15 protein-coding genes and 1 tRNA gene are annotated in these 15,752 nt (G+C 67.7%); 5 read left to right on the top strand and 11 right to left on the bottom strand.

From position 1 onward, the window contains the following. Positions 1 to 11 precede the first annotated feature (11 nt). The 6 genes from ACN6O8_RS04280 to cysS all read right to left on the bottom strand — a co-directional run bounded on the left by ACN6O8_RS04280 (position 12) and on the right by cysS (position 5,917). Positions 12 to 104: transfer RNA gene (locus tag ACN6O8_RS04280), tRNA-Ser, on the bottom strand. A gap of 88 nt (positions 105 to 192) precedes the next feature. Continuing rightward, positions 193 to 1,458 (bottom strand): aspartate kinase, encoded by a 1,266-nt coding sequence (locus ACN6O8_RS04275; protein ID WP_427989818.1) that lies wholly within the window; start codon positions 1,456 to 1,458, stop codon positions 193 to 195. A gap of 205 nt (positions 1,459 to 1,663) precedes the next feature. Next, complete coding sequence (gene tilS, locus ACN6O8_RS04270; protein WP_427990161.1) at positions 1,664 to 2,650, bottom strand: tRNA lysidine(34) synthetase TilS; 987 nt, start codon at positions 2,648 to 2,650, stop codon at positions 1,664 to 1,666. A gap of 145 nt (positions 2,651 to 2,795) precedes the next feature. Beyond that, positions 2,796 to 3,761: an acetyl-CoA carboxylase carboxyltransferase subunit alpha gene (locus ACN6O8_RS04265; RefSeq protein ID WP_049072921.1), complete on the bottom strand. Its 966-nt coding sequence runs from the start codon at positions 3,759 to 3,761 to the stop codon at positions 2,796 to 2,798. 36 nt (positions 3,762 to 3,797) lie between these two features. After that, complete coding sequence (locus ACN6O8_RS04260; protein WP_427989817.1) at positions 3,798 to 4,442, bottom strand: DNA-3-methyladenine glycosylase family protein; 645 nt, start codon at positions 4,440 to 4,442, stop codon at positions 3,798 to 3,800. 20 nt (positions 4,443 to 4,462) lie between these two features. Then, on the bottom strand, positions 4,463 to 5,917 hold the full coding sequence (gene cysS / locus ACN6O8_RS04255; RefSeq protein WP_427989816.1) for a cysteine--tRNA ligase: 1,455 nt from the start codon (positions 5,915 to 5,917) through the stop codon (positions 4,463 to 4,465). Between the two features lie 290 nt (positions 5,918 to 6,207). On the opposite strand from cysS, the gene ACN6O8_RS04250 reads away from it, so the two are divergent. The 3 genes from ACN6O8_RS04250 (at position 6,208) to ACN6O8_RS04240 (ending at position 8,298) form a co-directional block, all read left to right on the top strand. Beyond that, the gene (locus ACN6O8_RS04250) at positions 6,208 to 6,891 is read left to right on the top strand and encodes a tetratricopeptide repeat protein (RefSeq protein WP_427989815.1); all 684 of its coding nucleotides are present in this window, start codon (positions 6,208 to 6,210) and stop codon (positions 6,889 to 6,891) included. A 131-nt stretch (positions 6,892 to 7,022) separates the two neighbouring features. Further along, complete coding sequence (locus ACN6O8_RS04245; protein ID WP_049072918.1) at positions 7,023 to 7,532, top strand: peptidylprolyl isomerase; 510 nt, start codon at positions 7,023 to 7,025, stop codon at positions 7,530 to 7,532. Then, positions 7,525 to 8,298 carry a UDP-2,3-diacylglucosamine diphosphatase gene (locus ACN6O8_RS04240; protein WP_427989814.1) on the top strand — a complete coding sequence of 258 codons (774 nt, stop codon included), beginning with the start codon at positions 7,525 to 7,527 and terminating at the stop codon, positions 8,296 to 8,298. Before ACN6O8_RS04245 ends, ACN6O8_RS04240 begins: the two co-directional genes overlap by 8 nt. A 111-nt stretch (positions 8,299 to 8,409) precedes the next feature. Here ACN6O8_RS04240 and ACN6O8_RS04235 read toward each other — a convergent pair whose 3' ends face one another. From ACN6O8_RS04235 to ACN6O8_RS04225, 3 genes are all read right to left on the bottom strand, one after another. Next, the gene (locus ACN6O8_RS04235) at positions 8,410 to 9,273 is read right to left on the bottom strand and encodes an undecaprenyl-diphosphate phosphatase (protein WP_427989813.1); all 864 of its coding nucleotides are present in this window, start codon (positions 9,271 to 9,273) and stop codon (positions 8,410 to 8,412) included. Positions 9,274 to 9,306: 33 nt separating this feature from the next. Further along, the gene (locus ACN6O8_RS04230) at positions 9,307 to 10,890 is read right to left on the bottom strand and encodes a TerC family protein (protein WP_427989812.1); all 1,584 of its coding nucleotides are present in this window, start codon (positions 10,888 to 10,890) and stop codon (positions 9,307 to 9,309) included. Positions 10,891 to 11,098: 208 nt separating this feature from the next. After that, positions 11,099 to 11,884 carry an inositol monophosphatase family protein gene (locus ACN6O8_RS04225; protein WP_427989811.1) on the bottom strand — a complete coding sequence of 262 codons (786 nt, stop codon included), beginning with the start codon at positions 11,882 to 11,884 and terminating at the stop codon, positions 11,099 to 11,101. Between the two features lie 119 nt (positions 11,885 to 12,003). Between ACN6O8_RS04225 and ACN6O8_RS04220 the strand changes: the two genes are divergently transcribed. Beyond that, a complete protein-coding gene (locus ACN6O8_RS04220) occupies positions 12,004 to 12,795 on the top strand; it encodes an RNA methyltransferase (protein ID WP_427989810.1) in 792 nt (263 codons plus the stop codon). 67 nt (positions 12,796 to 12,862) lie between these two features. Here the strand turns inward: ACN6O8_RS04220 and ACN6O8_RS04215 are convergent, their stop codons facing one another. Continuing rightward, complete coding sequence (locus tag ACN6O8_RS04215) at positions 12,863 to 13,852, bottom strand: Bug family tripartite tricarboxylate transporter substrate binding protein (protein WP_427989809.1); 990 nt, start codon at positions 13,850 to 13,852, stop codon at positions 12,863 to 12,865. 161 nt (positions 13,853 to 14,013) lie between these two features. On the opposite strand from ACN6O8_RS04215, the gene ACN6O8_RS04210 reads away from it, so the two are divergent. Beyond that, a complete protein-coding gene (locus tag ACN6O8_RS04210; protein ID WP_241053003.1) occupies positions 14,014 to 14,775 on the top strand; it encodes an IclR family transcriptional regulator in 762 nt (253 codons plus the stop codon). A 78-nt stretch (positions 14,776 to 14,853) separates the two neighbouring features. On the opposite strand, the gene ACN6O8_RS04205 is transcribed toward ACN6O8_RS04210, so the two are convergent. Beyond that, positions 14,854 to 15,687 (bottom strand): mechanosensitive ion channel family protein, encoded by an 834-nt coding sequence (locus ACN6O8_RS04205; RefSeq protein WP_427989808.1) that lies wholly within the window; start codon positions 15,685 to 15,687, stop codon positions 14,854 to 14,856. Positions 15,688 to 15,752: the final 65 nt, after the last annotated feature.

Below are 15,752 nucleotides of genomic sequence, written 5' to 3'. Positions count from 1 at the left end.
GGCCGGGAATCTGGCGGAGATGGTGGGATTCGAACCCACGATGCAGTTTTTAGCCACATACTCCCTTAGCAGGGGAGCCCCTTCAGCCTCTCGGGCACATCTCCGAAGAGAACGAGATTCTAGCACGACTTTTTACCCTGTTGCCCGTGGCAACGCCGCGGGCGGGAAAAAAACGTGCCGAAGCCGTTACGCTCAGACCTTGGTGGCGGGCGCCTGATCCAGGCCGAAGGCCTTGTGCAGCGCGCGCACGCCCAGTTCCATGTATTTGTCGTCGATGATCACCGAGGTCTTGATCTCGCTGGTGCTGATCATCTGGATGTTGATGCCCTCTTGCGACAGCGTCTGGAACATCAGACTGGCCACGCCGACGTGCGAGCGCATGCCGATGCCGACGATCGAGACCTTGGCGACCTTCTCGTCGGTCGACAGTTCACGCGCGCCCACGGCGGGGATGACTTCGCGCTTGAGCAGGTCGACGGCGCGCGCGAATTCGTTGCGGTTCACGGTGAACGAGAAATCGGTCGTGCCGGCCACGGACTGGTTCTGCACGATCATGTCGACGTCGATGTTGGCGGCGGCGACGGGGCCCAGGATGGAGAATGCGATGCCGGGTTTGTCGGGAACGCCCAGCAGGGTGATTTTGGCTTCGTCGCGGCTGAAGGCGATGCCGGAGACAACGGCGGCTTCCATTTTTTCGTCTTCCTCAAAAGTAATCAGCGTGCCCGAACGCATTTCTTCGTCGAGCGGGATGAGCGGGTCGGTCAGCGAGGACAGCACCCGCGTCGGCACCCGGTATTTGCCGGCGAATTCGACCGAGCGGATCTGCAGGACCTTGGAGCCCAGCGAGGCCATTTCCAGCATTTCCTCGAAGGAAACGACGGCCATGCGGCGCGCTTCGGGCACCACTCGCGGATCGGTCGTGTAGACGCCATCCACATCGGTGTAGATCAGACATTCATCGGCCTTGAGCGCCGCCGCCACGGCCACGGCCGAGGTGTCGGAGCCGCCACGGCCCAGGGTGGTGATGTGGCCATCCGGATCCACGCCCTGAAAGCCGGTGACGATGACCACGCGGCCGGCGTCGAGGTCGGCGCGGATGCGGGCGTCGTCGATCGAGGTGATGCGGGCCTTGGTGAACGACGAATCGGTGCGCACCGGCACCTGCCAGCCCGCGTAGCTGCGGGCGGGAACGCCTTCGGCTTGCAGGGCGATGGCCAACAGGCCGCTGCTGGCCTGCTCGCCGGTGGCGGCGATCATGTCGAGCTCGCGCGCGTCGGGTTGGGGCGAAATCTCGCGCGCCAGGCCCAGCAGGCGATTGGTTTCGCCTGCCATGGCCGACGGCACCACGACAACCTGGTGGCCGGCGGCGTGCCACTTCGCGACGCGTCGCGCCACGTTCCGGATGCGCTCGACCGAGCCCATCGAAGTACCGCCATATTTATGAACGATCAGGGACATCTCGTACTCTGGCTGGGAACCCGCCGCAAGAGTGGTGACGGGCAAAACCTCATATTCTATCCCGACGGTAAAAATTTGCGCAGGCCGTGGAATTTTCTTTCCAGGGAGCGGTCGTTTTTTCCGGAAAAATGTCGTTTTGGCCGCAAGCCACAGGCCCGCCGGCGGATTTTCGCGCGTCCCCCCCGCCCGGCGCGCCAGCCTGGGGCTAGCGGAGCGGGGCCGGACGCGGCTCGATCCAAACGCGTCCGCGGTGGCAGCGGATCACGTGGCCGGCCTGCTCCACCCGCAGTTGCCGGTCATGCCCCAGGCTGTGCAGTCCACGCAACTGCCGCAGCAAGTCGTTCATGCGCGCCTCGGTCGGCATGCGGGCGCCATTGCGTTGCAGCCAGTGGCGCAGCACATGAACCTGGCGCGCCGGCGACAGCGCGCGCCAGGCCGCCAGCGCAAAGCTGGCGCCGTCCGCGCCGGGCGCCAACCCGGCGAGGTCCGCGCGCGCCACCTCGTCCAGGATCTCGCCGGCCTCGGCCATGTGGCGCGCATGGCGGGCGACGATGGCGCGCCAGCCGGGCCAGCGCGCGTCCAGCACCGGCGCCAGCAGCTCGCGCAGCGCGGCGCGGGTGTAGCGCGGGTCGGCGTTGGTCGGGTCCTGCACCGCGTGCCAGCCGGTGGCGTCGGCAAAGCGCCGCGCGGCCTGCAGGATGGCGTCCCGATCCTGATCCAGCCACGGCCGCAGATAGGCCAGGCCGTCGCGCGCGGTCAGCGGGGCCATGGCCGCCATGCCGGTCAGCCCGGTGCCGCGCAGCAGCCGCAGCAGCACGGTCTCGGCCTGGTCGTTGCGATGATGCGCCAGCAGGATCAGGCCGACGCCCGCCTCGTGCGCCAGCCGTGCCAGCGCGGCATAGCGGGCGTCGCGGGCGGCGGCCTCGACACCCTTGCCGCCGGCCGTGGCGACCGCGACCCGGGCCTGCCGCAGGGGCAGCCCGAGCAGATCGGCCAAGGCCGCCACCTGCTCGCTCCAGCCATCGGCCGCGTCCTGCAGGCCGTGGTGCACGTGCAGCAGCACCACGCCGGCGCCCAGCTCCCGCGCCACGGCGGCCGCGTGCAGCGCCAGCATGGCCGAGTCGGCGCCGCCGCTGACGGCCACGGCAAAGCGCCCCGGCGCTTGCGGCAGGGTTTGCAAAGCGCGGCGCAGGGCCGAGGCCAGCTCAGGCGAGACGGGATGGGAAAAAGCGCCCCCCCCGGCGGGTGCTGCGGACGGGGGGCAGGGGGAGGTCATGGCGGCGGGCGCGGGCCGGAAGCGGCCGCGGCGCCGGCACAGGCCGGCGCGCGCGCGGCGCTCAGGCGCGCACTTCCTGGAAGGCGCCGTAGGACAGCAGGCGCTGCACGCGCTGTTCCACGAGCTGTTCGGGCGTCATGCCCTGCAACTGGCGCAGGGCGTCGCCCAGCGCGCGGCGCAGCAGGCGCGCCATGACGCGCGGATCGCGGTGCGCGCCGCCCACGGGTTCGTTGATGACGCGGTCCACCAGGCCCAGGTCCTTCAGGCGCGGGGCGATGATGGCCAGCGCCTCGGCGGCCTCGGGCGCCTTGTCGGCGCTGCGCCACAGGATCGAGGCGCAGCCTTCGGGCGAGATCACGGCGTAGGTGGCGTATTGCAGCATCAGCACGGTGTTGCCCACGGCGATCGCCAGCGCGCCGCCCGAGCCGCCTTCGCCGATGATGGTGACGATCACCGGCACCTTGAGCTCGGCCATGGCGTACAGGTTGTGGCCGATGGCCTCGGACTGGCCGCGTTCCTCGGCGCCGATGCCGGGATAGGCGCCCGGCGTGTCGACGAAGGTGAACACGGGAATGCCGAACTTCTCGGCCAGGCGCATCAGGCGCAGGGCCTTGCGATAGCCCTCCGGACGCGGCATGCCGAAGTTGCGCGCGGCGCGTTCCTTGGTGTCGCGGCCCTTCTGGTGGCCGATCACCATGCAGGGCGTGCCATTGAAGCGCGCCAGGCCGCCGACGATGGACTGGTCGTCGGCGTACATGCGGTCGCCGTGCAGCTCGTGGAAGTCGGTGAAGATCTCGCGCACGTAGTCCAGCGTGTAGGGACGCTGGGGGTGGCGGGCGACCAGCGCCGTCTGCCAAGGCGTGAGCTTGGCGTAGATTTCCTTGGCCAGCGACTGGCTCTTCTGCTGCAGACGTCCGATCTCGTCGGAGATGTCCACCGCCGAATCGGCCTGCACATAGCGCAGCTGCTCGATCTTGTTCTCAAGCTCGGCGAGCGGCTGTTCAAATTCCAGAAATGTATTGCGCATGTAGTGTGGTTCCGTAGATGGGCTGCCTGGTTTGCGTCAGTATTGAACCGGCGTCGGTTCCAGACTGCGCCACAGATACCAGGTTGCCACGGTACGCCAGGGTTGCCACGCCAACGAGACTTCGCGAGCCTCGAAGCGCGAGACAGGCTCGCCGCTGAAATAGTGTAGCGAGATTGCCTTGAGCAACCCAGGATCATCCAGCGGCAGGACATCGGGCCGCTGCAGATTGAAAATCAAAAACATCTCCGCCGTCCAGCGTCCGATGCCGCGGATGGCGGTCAATTCCGAAATGACGGCCTCGTCGTCCATGGCCGCCCACTTCTCGGGATGCACCCGGCGTTCGCCGAAATGCACCGCCAGATCCAGCACGTACTCGGCCTTGCGCTGCGACAGGCCGGCCGCGCGCAGGCCTTCCAGGCCGACGCGCAGCACCGCCACCGGCGTGGGCCGCTTGCCGGCGGCTTCCAGGAACTTGTCCCAGACGGCGTCGGCCGCCTTGGCCGAGACCTGCTGGCCAATGATGGCGCGCGCCAGCGTCACGAACGGCGTGCCGCGCGAGGTCAGCCAGACCTCGGGGTGCTGGGGAATGATCTTTTTCAGGATGCGGTCGCGCCGCATCAAGTGGGCGACGGCGGCTTCCCAATAATCCGGCTTGGGAATCTCGGTATCTGCGAGGGACATGTCGGGCGTATCCAGGGGGGTCACGCCCGACGCCACTGCGTCAGGCCGCCCGGCTTGTCATCGAGCTCGATACCGGCTTCGCGCAGCTCGGCGCGGATGCGGTCGGCCTGGGCGAAGTCGCGGGCCGCCTTGGCGGCGGCGCGGGCATCGATCAGGGTCTGGATGGCGGCGGCGTCGAGCTCGGCGCGCGCGCCCTGCTCCATGCCGGCGGCCGAATAGCGGGTGGGCGACTGGAAGTACGCCGCCGGGTCCTGTTGCAGCAGGCCCAGCAGGCCGCCCAGGGCCTTGAGCTGGCCGGCGCTGCGGGCGCGCTTGCCGCGGTTGGCCTCGGAGGCCAGTTCGAACAGCGCCGCCACCGCGCCCGAGCTGTTGAAATCGTCGTCCATGGCGGCCTTGAAGGCCTGCGCCTGGGGCTCGTTCCAGTCGATGCCCTGGTCATCGGCCGGCACGTTCTGCAGCGCCTGATAGAGGCGGTCGAGCGCGTTCTGGGCGTCGATCAGGTTGTCCGGGGTGTAGTTCTGCGGGCTGCGGTAGTGGTTGCGCACGATGAAAAAGCGCACCATCTCGGCCTCGCGCGGGTTGACGCGGTACTCGGCCGCGTCGGCCGCCGGCTCGCCCTGGGCGATGGTCTGGCGGATGGTGCGGAAGTTGCCGAGCGACTTGGACATCTTGTCCGAATCGACCATCAGCGGGCCGCAGTGCATCCAGATGTTGGCCAGCACGCCGCCGAAGGCGCCCTCGGTCTGGGCGATCTCGTTCTCGTGGTGCGGGAATTTCAGGTCGGGGCCGCCGCCATGAATGTCCAGCGGCAGGCCGAGCAGCGACTTGCTCATGGCCGAGCACTCGATGTGCCAGCCGGGCCGGCCCAGGCCGTAGGGCGATTGCCACTTGGTGTCGGCCGGCTCGTCTTCCTTGGCCGCCTTCCACAGCACGAAGTCGAGCGGGTCGCGCTTGGCCGAGCCCACCGCCACGCGCTCGCCGGCGCGCAGGTCGTCGAGGGTCTTGCCGGACAGCTTGCCGTAGCCCTCGAAGCCGCGCACGGCGTAGTTCACGTCGCCGTCGTCGGCCTGGTAGGCCAGGCCTTTCTGTTCGAGCTTGCCGATGATGTCCAGCATCTCGCCCACGTACTGGGTGGCGCGCGGTTCGCGGTCGGGCGAGGCCACGCCCAGCGCGCGCTCGTCGGCGTGCATGGCGTCGATGTAGAACTCGGTGACCTCGCCGATGCGCCGGCCGGTCTCGACCGCGCGGCGGATGATCTTGTCGTCGATATCGGTGATGTTGCGCACGTAGTCGACCGCCAGGCCGCTGGCGCGCAGCCAGCGCTGCACCACGTCGAACGACACCAGCATGCGGGCGTGGCCGAGGTGGCAGAAGTCGTAGACGGTCATGCCGCACACGTACATGCGCACCTGGCCGGCCTGGGCCGGTTTGAACGGTTCTTTGGTACGCGATAACGTGTTGTAGATTTGCAGCATGGCGCTTGTGATGGTCCTGTTCTTTCCGTGGCGGCCGCGGAAAACATTGCGCCCGAAGGACGATACCTTCGACGCTTGCCGTCCGGCCGGCTGAGGGGTCGTGCACCCACGCGTCCGCGGGGCTCTGCACCCACGCGTCCGCGGGGCTCACCCGGTGGTTTTACCCACTGGCTTTGCCGGTTGTCGAGCCAAAAGCTCAACCAAGGCTAAAATGGCGGTCGTCAAGTATAGCAAGCGACCCGGTCGCGCGCGTCAGCGCCGGCCGGCAACGACTTTTAACGGATGCCCACGTGACTATCAAGCCGCGTTTTTGCGTCGCCCTGCTCGCCCTGGCCCTGGCAGGTTCGCCGTTCGCCGGCGCCCACGCCCAATCCATGGCCGGCGGCTCGGGCGAGAACCCGAACGCCAACCGCACCACCCTGGATCCGATTCCGCCCGAGGGCGGCTGGGACGGCCTGTCCAACGTGCTCAAGGCGATGCAGCCCAGCGTGGACACCCGCCTGCAACCGTCCGCCTCGCAGATCACCACCCACATCGAACGCCTGCTGAACCGCGGCGACAACGCCGAGGCGCTGGCGCTGATCGAAAAGCGCGAGGCCGAGATCAAGGACCAGCGCGGCACCGACGTGCAACTGATGTTCCAGCACGCGCGCGCCCTGGCCGCGCTCGACCGCAAGGCCGAGGCCATCGACCTCTACACCGAGATGACGACACGCTTCCCCGAGCTGCCGGAACCTTGGAACAACCTGGCGGCGCTATATGCCAGCCGGGGCGAACTCGAAAAAGCGCAGGACGCCCTGCAAATGGCCCTGCGCGCCGACCCGGGCTACGCCGCCGCGCGCGCCAACCTGGGCGACCTGCAACTGCTGCAGGCCCTGCGCACCTACAAGCAGGCCGCCAAGGAAGGCGTGCCCGGCATGCAGGACAAGGCCCGTGAAGTCGAAACCATGCTCAAGGATAAGCAACGCAAATGATGTCCCGCTACTCCCCCCTACACCTGCTGCGCCTGACGGCGTGCTCGTTCGCGCTGGCGTTTGCCCCGGCGCTCGTCAGCGCCGCGCCCGCGGCCGCCCCCTCCAACTCCACCTCTGAAGGCACAAAAGCCATGAGCACCAATCCCCGCGTCAAGCTTCACACCAACCAAGGCGACATGGTCATCACCCTGGATGCCGCCAAGGCGCCCAAGACCGTCGAGAACTTCCTGACCTACGTCAAGGAAGGCTTCTACAACGGCACGGTGTTCCATCGCGTGATCGATGGCTTCATGATCCAGGGCGGCGGTTTCGAGCCCGGCATGAAGCAGAAGCAGACCCACGCCCCGATCGAAAACGAGGCCAACAACGGCCTGAAGAACGACAAGTACACCCTGGCCATGGCCCGCACCAGCGATCCGCACTCGGCCACCGCGCAGTTCTTCATCAACGTCGCCAACAACGACTTCCTGAACTTCACCGCGCCCACCCCGAACGGCTGGGGCTACGCCGTGTTCGGCAGCGTCACCGAAGGCACCGACGTGGTCGACAAGATCAAGGGCGTCAAGACCGGCAACAAGGGCTTCCACCAGAACGTGCCGAACGAAGACGTGATCATCGAGAAGGCCGAAGTTCTTGAATAAGATCGACCTGTCCGGCCCGGTCTGGCTGGCGTCGGATCTGCACCTGGGGCCGGCCACGCCGGCCACGGCGCAGGCGTTCCTGGACTTCCTGCGGGTGGCCGAGCAAGAGGCCGCCGCCCTGCTGCTGCCGGGCGACATCTTCGACGCCTGGATCGGCGACGACGTGATCCGCGCCGCGCCGCCGTGGCTGGCCACGGCGCTGACCGCGCTGCGCGCCACCGCCAGCCGCATCCCGCTGTGGCTGGGCCGCGGCAACCGCGACTTCCTGATCGGCGCGGAACTGGCCGGCGCCGTCGGCGCCAGCCTGTTGCCCGAGCCCGCCTTGCTGCGGACCGACTATGGCGATGTGCTGCTGACCCACGGCGACGAGTTCTGTACCGACGACGCGGCCTACCAGCAGTTCCGCCAGATGGTGCGCAACCCGCAATGGCAGGACGCGTTCCTGGCCAAGACCATCCCCGAGCGCCTGGCGATGGCGCAGCAGGCGCGCGGCGAAAGCCAGATGGCCAACCAGAGCAAGTCCATGGAAATCATGGACGTCAACGCCGCCGCCGTCGAGCAGGCGTTCCGCGACAGCGGCGTCAGGCTGATGGTGCATGGCCATACCCATCGCCCCGCCCGCCACGTGCTGGAGGTCGATGGCGTCAAGCGCGAACGCTGGGTCCTGCCCGACTGGGACTGTGACCACGTCTCGCCGCCGCGCGGCGGCTGGCTCGTCATCGACCGCGACGGGCCGCAGTTCTACGACCTGGAAACCGCCGCCTGAGCGGCGCTGCCGCCCGGCGCGCCGGGACGGCCCGCACCGATCGATCAAAGCAAAGGGCCGCGTGCTGACGCGGCCCTTTCGCTTTGCGCGCCGCGCGCGGCGGCACCGGGATCAGCGCGTGAAGATCCAGGCGGCCACCACGCCGCCGAACACGATGCGGTACCAGGCGAACACGCGGTAGGTGTGGTTGGCCACGAAGCGCAGCACCGCCCGCACCACCACCATGGCGCTCAGGAACGCCGCCACGAAGCCCACGGCGATGCCGGACAGGTCGTGCTGGGTCAGCAGATCCATGTTCTTGTACATGTCGTACACGGCCGCGCCCAGCATGGTCGGCATGGCCAGGAAGAACGAGAACTCGGTGGCCGTCTTGCGCTGGATCCCGGCGATCATGCCGCCGATGATGGTGGCGCCGGAACGCGAGGTGCCGGGAATCATGGCCAGGCACTGCGCCAAGCCCACGCCCAGCGCCTGCTTCCAGGTGATCTGCTCCAGCGTCATGGCGGTGGCGCGCTCGTCCGAAGCGGTGTCATCGGCCGCGCCCGGCTGGTCGCCGGGCGTGTGGCGGGTGCGGCGCTCCACATACAGCATGATCAGGCCGCCCAGCACCAGCGTCACCACCACCACGCCCGGGTGATAGAACACCTGCTTGATGGACTTGATGAAGATGGCGCCAATGACGGCGGCCGGCAGGAAGGCGATCAGCAGGTTGCGGGTGAAGGCCACCTCGCTCGCCACGCCGGTCAGGGTGCCGCGGATCAGTTGCAGCAGCCGCGCGCGGAAGATCCACATCACCGCCAGGATCGAGCCCAACTGGATCACCACCTCGAACACCTTGCCCTGGCTGGATTCGAAGTTGAGCCAGTCGCCGATCAGGATCAGGTGGCCGGTGCTGGACACCGGAATGAATTCGGTCAGCCCCTCGACGATGCCGAGGATGAAGGCCTTGATGAGATAGAGCGCGTTGTCGGTCACGATGGCAAAGGTTCCTTGAGGATGGGGCTGGCGCTAGTCGTTGGTCAGCGCGGCGTCTTCGTCCAGCGGCTCGGGCACGCGCTTTTCGACGCGCACCAGGGCAATGCGGCGACCGTCCATTTCCAGCACTTCGAAGCGGAAATGGTCGTGGTGGAATTCGTATTCGCAGACGTCGCCCGGCTTGGGCAGGTGGCCGAAGCGCGACAGCAGGTAGCCGGCCAGGGTGGAGAAATCCTGCGCCTCGTCGACCAGGCCTTCGGTTTCCAGCACCTGCTCGACGTGGTGCAGGTCGGCCGCGCCATCGATCTTCCAGGTGTTGGGGCCGTCGGCGACGATGTCGGGCAGTTCGTCCTCGTCGGGAAATTCACCGGCGATGGCCTCGAACACGTCGATCGGCGTCACCAGGCCCTCGATGGCGCCGAATTCGTCGGCCACCAGCACCAGCTGGCCGCGCGAGCGCTTCAGGGTGTCCATCAGGCGCAGGATGCCGATGGCCTCGTGCACGATGATCGGGTCGCGCAGGCGGTTGCGCCGCACCCGGCCCTCGGTGATCAGGTCGGCCACCAGGTCCTTGGCGCGGGCGATGCCCAGCACCTCGTCGAGCGAGCCGCGGCACACCGGGAAGAAGCTGTGCGGCGCCTCGGTGATCTGGCGTCGGATGGTTTCGGGGTCGTCGTCGATGTTGATCCACGACACGTCGGTGCGCGGCGTCATGATCGAGCGGATGGAGCGTTCGGCCAGCGTCAGCACGCCACTGACCATGTTGCGTTCTTCGACGCCGAAGGCCGGGATGGCGGGGCCGTCGGCGCTGGGCAGGTCGGGCTCGTCGGCCGGCGGGCGCTTGCCCAGCATGCGCAGCACCGCCGAGGCCGTGCGTTCGCGCATCGGCCGGCGCGCGTCCAGCTTGAGCAGGTTGCGGCGCGCCACCTGGTTCAGGGCCTCGATCGCCACCGAGAAGCCGATGGCGGCATACAGGTAGCCCTTGGGCACCTTGAAGCCGAAGGCTTCCGCCAGCAGCGAAAAGCCGATCATCAGCAGGAAGCCCAGGCACAGCACCACCACCGTCGGGTGGGCATTGACGAAGCGCGTCAGCGGCTTGGAGGCCAGCAGCATGATGCCGATGGCGATGACCACGGCGATCATCATGATGGCCAGGTGGTCCACCATGCCGACCGCGGTGATGACCGAGTCCAGCGAGAACACCGCGTCCAGCACCACGATCTGCGTCACGATGACCCAGAAACTGGCGTACACGCGCGGCCCCGAGGAACCGCCGTGCTGGCCGCCTTCCAGGCGCTCGTGCAGTTCCATGGTGCCCTTGAACAGCAGGAAGAAACCGCCGGCCATGAGGATCAGGTCGCGCCCCGATGGCGACAGGGGCCCGACCGAAAACAAGGGGGTGGTCAGGGTGACCAGCCACGACATGACCGACAACAGGCCAAGCCGCATGACAAGCGCCAGGCTCAGGCCAAGGATGCGCGCGCGGTCGCGTTGCGACGGCGGCAGCTTGTCCGCCAGGATGGCGATGAAAATCAGGTTATCGATTCCCAGGACGATCTCAAGGACGACCAGGGTAAGCAAGCCGACCCACGCAGCGGGGTCCAGCAGCCACTCCATCAGGAGCTCCAGAAGTTACACGACCGGTAATCGTACCCGGAAATCGCGTGACACGCCGGTGACAGCGGTCGTGCGGAAGGCCTACGGCCAGTGGCGCGGCGCCGTTTTCACCGGGGCGGAAAGCGGCCCCGGGGCGCCGACGCAAGACGGCTTCGCCCGCGAAAAAACCGGCGCCAGGCCGGTTTTTTCGCGGCGACGCCCAAGCGCGTCAGGCAGCCGGCGTCGGGTTCAGCGCCGACAGCATCTGCGTGAAGATCTTCGGGCTGGCGGCCAGCACGTTGCCGGAATCCATCCAGCCTTGCTCGCCGTCGAAGTCGGCCACCAGGCCGCCGGCTTCCAGCACCATCAGGCTGCCGGCCGCCAGATCCCAGGGCTTCAGGCCGACGCCGCAAAAGCCGTCCAGGCGGCCGCAGGCCACGTAGGCCAGATCCAGCACGGTGGCGCCCAGGCGGCGCACGCCGGTGCTGCCTTCGGCCATGCTGCGGAAACGCGCCGAACCTTGTTCCAGGTCGCCCGAATTGGGCCAGTGCGCGCCCAACAGGGCCTCGTGGTAGCGGGTGCGGCCCGAGACCCGCACGCGGCGGTCGTTCAGGAACGTGCCGCTGCCACGGCTGGCGGTGAACAGTTCGTTGCGCGAGGGATCATAGATGACCGCCTGCGTGACCTGGCCGCGCTGGGTCAGCGCGATCGACACGGCGTAGTTGGGCAGGCCGTGGATGAAGTTGGTGGTGCCGTCCAGCGGATCGATGATCCATTGGAATTCGGCCTGGTCGGGGCCCTGCAAGCCGAATTCCTCGCCCAGGACGGCATGGTCCGGGTAGGCGGCGCGCAGCGTCTCGACGATGGACTCCTCGGCGGCGCGATCGACTTCCGTGACATAATCGCGCGGCCCCTTGCGAGCCACGCTGAGTCGTTCCAAATCCATGCTGGCACGGTTGATAATGGTGCCGGCACGCCGGGCCGCCTTGATGGCGATGTTGAGCATCGGGTGCATAAAATTCCGTACGTATGCGGTGGGTAGGCCGCTAGCCACCCTCCCGGATCCGCCGCCCCCGACAGGGGGAAACCGGCCCAAAAAACCAGGAAGGCACTAAGCCAAACGTGCCATTTTAAATGACTCAAGCATTTTCACGCGTTCGCTTCATCATGGTGAACCCCAGCCACCCCGGAAACGTCGGTTCGGCGGCCCGCGCGATCAAGACCATGGGCTTCTCCGAACTGGTGCTGGTGGGGCCCAAATTCGCCGATGTGACCCAACAGCCGGAGGCCGTGGCCCTGGCCAGCGGCGCTCTGGACGTGCTGGAAAACGCGCGCATCCACGATACCCTGGAAGAGGCGCTGGCGCCCGTGACCCTGGCGTTCGCCCTGACCGCGCGGGTGCGCGACCTCGGCCCCCCGCCCTGCGACATCCGCCAGGCCGCCGAGCTGGCCTGCGCCCACCTGGCGGCAACCGCCGAGGGCTGCGCCGCGATCGTGCTGGGCACCGAGCGCGCCGGTCTCACCAACGCCCAGATCGGGCTGTGCCACCGCATCTGCCACATTCCGGCCAACCCCGAGTACAGCTCGCTGAACGTGGCCCAGGCGCTGCAACTGGCGGCCTGGGAGCTGCGCTACGCGCTGCTGGTGGATCAGGGCGCCGCCCTGCTGCCAGTGTCGACCGCGCAGGCGCCGTCGCGCGGCGCCGAACCGGCCTCGGGCGAGGCGGTGCAGGCCTTTCTGGCGCACTGGGAAGAGGCGTTGGTGGGCGTGCGGTTCCTGGATCCGGCCCATCCCAAGAAGTTGTTGCCGCGCATGCGGCACCTTTTTTCCCGGGCGGCCCTGACGCGCGACGAGGTCGACATGATGCGCGGCGTCTGCACCGCCATGCTGGCCACGGCCCGCCGCGACGGCGGCGCAAAAAAATAGGGACAGGCGCCAGCCTGTCCCCGGTCATCGGCCGCCAGCCAACCCGCGCTGGCGGCACGAAGCCTGCTCAGTCGACCTTGGCGCCCGACGCCTTGACCACCGGCGCCCAGCCTTCCACTTCCGACTTGATGAATTGGCCGAATTCGGCCGGCGTGGTCTTGACGCCCACGGCGCCCAGCTTTTCGAAACTGGTCTGCACTTCGGGCTTGTCCAGCGCCTTGACCATGGCGGCGTTGAGCTTGTTGACCACCTCCGGCGGCGTGCCGGCCGGCGCGATCAGGCCGAACCACGACGACACGTCGAAGCCGGCGAAGCCCGCTTCCTGCATGGTGGGCAGGTCCGGCGCGCTCTTGGAGCGTTCGGCGGTGGTCACCGCCAGCGCGCGCAGCTTGCCCGATTGCGCGTGCGGCCAGGCCGACGGCATGTTGTCGAACATGAACTGCACCTGGCCGCCGATCAGGTCGGTGATGGCCGGGGCGCTGCCCTTGTACGGCACGTGCAGCACGTCGATGCCCGCCTTCATCTTGAACAGCTCGCCAGCCATGTGGATCGAGGTGCCGCTGCCCGACGAGGCAAACGCCAGCTTGCCCGGGTTCTTCTTGGCGTAGTCGACCAGTTCCTGCACCGTCTTGACCGGCACCTGCGGATTGACCACCAGGATGTTCGGCACCTTGGCGCCCAAGGCCACCGGGGTGAAATCCTTGGTCAGGTCGAACGTGACGTTCTTGTACAGCGTCTGGTTGATGGCACTGGTGACCGCCACGAACAGCAGCGTGTAGCCGTCCGGCGCGGCGCGCTGCACCATGTCGGTGGCGATGTTGCTGCCGGCGCCCGGCTTGTTCTCGACCACGAACGACTGGCCCAGGGCCTCGGTCAGCTCCTTGGCCATGATGCGGGCGATCACGTCGGTGGTGCCGCCGGCGGAAAAGCCGACCACGATGCGGACAGGTTTATCGGGATAGGCGGCGTGGGCGGAACCCATGGCGAAAGCGCTTGCGGCGGTAGCCAGTAGCGTGGCGGCAAGACGCCGCAGTCCAGGCTTTTGACCGGTCTTCATATAGTCTCCGTGCTGATACTGTCCATTACATGGACGATTCGAATTATTGGATGCTGCATTCTGATCTATACACGAGCGGAGCATCAAGGTAGAGTCCACGCTACGGACTATGGTTTTCCCTCGACCATTCCGCCATAACCCCCAAGATTTCAGAGAGTTGCATGCAAGACAGCGATGCCGCGGCCGCAGGCCCCCGCACATTGCGGCGCGGACTGGCCGTTCTGGCCGCCCTGCGAGACCAGGGGCCCGACGGGCTCAGCGTGACCGATATCGCCCGCCTGACGGGCATTCAGCGTCCCACCATCTACCGCCTGTTGGCGGCCCTGCTCGACGCGGGCCTGGTGCTGCCGGTGACGGGCACCAAGAAATACCGCGCCCAGCTCGCGGTGGACCCGGACACCCGTTCGCGCGACCCGCGCGTGCGCCAGTTGCTGCCGGTGCTGCGGCGCCTGGCCGACCGCACCGGCGACGCCGTGTTCCTGGTGGTGCGCGACGAGGACGACTCCATCAGCCTGCACCGCGAGATCGGCAGCTATCCGGTGCAGATCCTGGCCACCTACGCCGGCAAGCGCCAGCCGCTGGGCGTGGGCTCGGGCGGCATGGCGCTGCTGGCGGCGCTGCCCGACGACGTGGCGCGCGGCATCGTCGAGCGCAACTCCAGCCGGCTGGACGAATACGGCGGCATGACGCCACAGGAAATGTTCCGCCTGATCGAGAACACCCGCGCCCGCGGCTATTCGGTGGTGGGCAACCACGCCGTGCGCGGCGCGCTGGGCGTGGGCTGCGCCCTGCTCGACGCCCATGGCGCGCCGCTGCTGGCGGTCAGCGTCACGGCCATCATCGACCGCATGCCGGCCCAGCGCCAGCGCGAGATCGCCGGCTGGATCAAGGCCGAACTGGCGCGGCTGGCGGTGCAGGCCTGAGGCCCCCGCCCGGCGGCGGCCATGAAAAAAAGGGCGTCCGCGCATCGCGCGAACGCCCTTTTCCATTGGCGCCAAGGATCAGGCCGGAGCGCCGCTCTTGGGGTTCTGGATCTCGCGCAGCGGAATCGGCGCCTGGAAGCCGGCCGCCTCCAGCGAGCAGCGGATCTCCTGGTACAGGCCCCAGCGCAGGTCCCAGTACTTGCCGGCCTCGGCCCAGGCGCGCACGTTCACCACCACGCCGCTTTCCTTGTAATCCACCACCTTCACCAGCGGCTGCGGATCCTTCAGCGCATTCGGATTGGCCGCGACGATCTCCTGCAACTTGGCCAGCACCGCGTTCAGGTCGTCGCCATAGCGCACCGGCACCGGGATATCGAGGCGGCGCGTCTTGTTGCGGCTGTAGTTGGTGATGGTGGCGTTCCAGACCGTGCTGTTGGGCAGCGTCAGGTGAATGCCGTCGACCTGGATCAGGCGCGTCAGGAACAGCCCGACCTCCTCGACCGTGCCTTCGGCGCCGCTGCTCAGGCCGACGTACTCGCCGGCGCGCACCGGGCGCAGGATCAGCAGCATGATGCCGGCGGCGATGTTTTGCAGCGTGCCCTGCAGCGCCAGGCCCACGGCCAGGCCGGCGGCGCCGAGCACCGCGATCAGGCTGGCGGTCTGCACCCCGAAGCGCGCCAGCACCGCGATCAGCGTGAAGATGCGCACCGTCCAGACGACGGTGCTGTAGAACATCGGCACGATGGTCGGATCGATCTTGCTGGAACGCGTGGCGATGCGCCGCACCCAGCGGCCCAGCAGCGTCGACACCCACCAGCCGACGATCAGGATCAGCAAGGCCACCAGCAGGTTGATGCCCAGATCCGCCAGCCTGGGGGCCCAGGCATTGAATTCCTTCAAGGCGTCTTCCATCGTTGTCGCTCCCTCATGCAAAAAGACAGCCGGAAACTTTATCAGATGCACCTTGCGCAAAGGGC

Origin of the sequence: Achromobacter sp., assembly GCF_050285565.1 — a bacterium.
Lineage (GTDB): Bacteria > Pseudomonadota > Gammaproteobacteria > Burkholderiales > Burkholderiaceae_B > Achromobacter.
This window is presented reverse-complemented; position numbering and strand designations above follow the sequence as displayed.

Coding starts and splice junctions, on each gene's coding strand:
- ACN6O8_RS04245 (WP_049072918.1), top strand. CDS start 7,023: ATGAGCACCAATCCCCGCGTCAAGCTTCACACCAACCAAGGCGACATG.
- ACN6O8_RS04215 (WP_427989809.1), bottom strand. CDS start 13,852: ATGAAGACCGGTCAAAAGCCTGGACTGCGGCGTCTTGCCGCCACGCTA.
- ACN6O8_RS04260 (WP_427989817.1), bottom strand. CDS start 4,442: ATGTCCCTCGCAGATACCGAGATTCCCAAGCCGGATTATTGGGAAGCC.
- ACN6O8_RS04210 (WP_241053003.1), top strand. CDS start 14,014: ATGCAAGACAGCGATGCCGCGGCCGCAGGCCCCCGCACATTGCGGCGC.
- ACN6O8_RS04230 (WP_427989812.1), bottom strand. CDS start 10,890: ATGGAGTGGCTGCTGGACCCCGCTGCGTGGGTCGGCTTGCTTACCCTG.
- ACN6O8_RS04275 (WP_427989818.1), bottom strand. CDS start 1,458: ATGTCCCTGATCGTTCATAAATATGGCGGTACTTCGATGGGCTCGGTC.
- ACN6O8_RS04205 (WP_427989808.1), bottom strand. CDS start 15,687: ATGGAAGACGCCTTGAAGGAATTCAATGCCTGGGCCCCCAGGCTGGCG.
- ACN6O8_RS04265 (WP_049072921.1), bottom strand. CDS start 3,761: ATGCGCAATACATTTCTGGAATTTGAACAGCCGCTCGCCGAGCTTGAG.
- ACN6O8_RS04225 (WP_427989811.1), bottom strand. CDS start 11,884: ATGCACCCGATGCTCAACATCGCCATCAAGGCGGCCCGGCGTGCCGGC.
- ACN6O8_RS04220 (WP_427989810.1), top strand. CDS start 12,004: ATGACTCAAGCATTTTCACGCGTTCGCTTCATCATGGTGAACCCCAGC.
- cysS (WP_427989816.1), bottom strand. CDS start 5,917: ATGCTGCAAATCTACAACACGTTATCGCGTACCAAAGAACCGTTCAAA.